This is a genomic window from Viscerimonas tarda (assembly GCF_054601255.1).
In genome coordinates this window covers 1-1,074 of sequence record NZ_BAAHWV010000136.1, presented here as the reverse complement: position 1 = coordinate 1,074, position 1,074 = coordinate 1, and the positions used below count along the sequence as shown (strand labels likewise).

Genomic DNA, 1,074 nt, shown 5'->3' with positions numbered 1-1,074 from the left:
TTTTTCCGTTCCTTTGCGAGTTCAGCGGTCGCCGTATAAAATCCCATGTTGCGCGGTTGGGCGAAAGCCTGCATTACCTCTTTGCCCGACAGTTCCTGCGGCAAAGCGGAAACAGTTTGTTCCACCACGCCACTGACAGGAACGACAAGCGTTTTACCCGAAACATTACTGCTCGAAACGCCATTAGCCGCCGTCCCTGCTCCCTCCCTTTCGGGGAGGGCTGGGGAGGGATTTGTCCCCGCGTTCGTCGGGATATACTTTGACGCCATTTGAAAGGACTTTTCCATCAACGTCATTTGCTCATCAACCGATTTCTTGCGGTTTTCCGTTTCGTCCATTCGATTTTTCAGGTCGTTTAATTCCTGCTGTAACCGTTCCTTTTCGGGGTCGTTTTTCGGACTTTCATAGAAATTGCCCAAATTGCGGTTAATATCGCGGTAGGCATTGACGGAGTTTTGCACCGCCGTTGGTTTAGGCGTTGAAGAAGAAATCCCGCTGCCCGATTTTGCAGGCTCATCGGGCAACAACGCCAAATCATCGGCAGGCTTTTTACCGTTTTCGCCCAACAGCGAACTGAAATCATCAAGCGAGCGCATCCGTTCCGCCTGCTTTTGCTTGACCTGTTCCTGCTCATACGCCGTTGCCTTGTCGCCGACAATCCCCTCGTTTTTCGGGTCGGGAATTTCGGCATTGAAGCCCGTTTGCAGTTCCTGCTTGGCTTTCTCGTCCGCCGATGGCGCGAAGATAAACCACATACAGCCTGCGCAAATAATGCCCATCAGCGCAAAAACAGCGTATTTCTTCATTTTCTGCTTTTGCTCATTCGATAACTTGGGCTTGTCATCTGTTTGATTGTTCGTACTCATTACTTTTAATTTTTAATTCGTAATTTTTAATTGATTTAATACTGTCTTTTTTAGATTGTTGCAGTTTTAAAGTTTCAATATGCTGCACTTCCAAAAACTGTTTTTTCGCATCGCTCACGCCCATATTGTATATGGAACTGACCACGAAATAAATGTTTGCCACTGCCAACGCCCCGCCGATAATCAGCACCATCATAAAGCGTTTCAT

The 1,074-nt window shown here is 47.6% G+C and carries 2 protein-coding genes; both read right to left on the bottom strand.

Annotated features, from left to right (window positions below; all coding sequences use genetic code 11):
* On the bottom strand, positions 1 to 866 hold an 866-nt coding region (gene traM, locus ACYPWY_RS16330), incomplete at its 3' end, for a conjugative transposon protein TraM (RefSeq protein WP_459686608.1).
* The coding region (locus tag ACYPWY_RS16325; protein ID WP_459686607.1) for a TraL conjugative transposon family protein at positions 841 to 1,074 on the bottom strand (234 nt) is incomplete at its 5' end. The genes traM and ACYPWY_RS16325, both read right to left, overlap by 26 nt.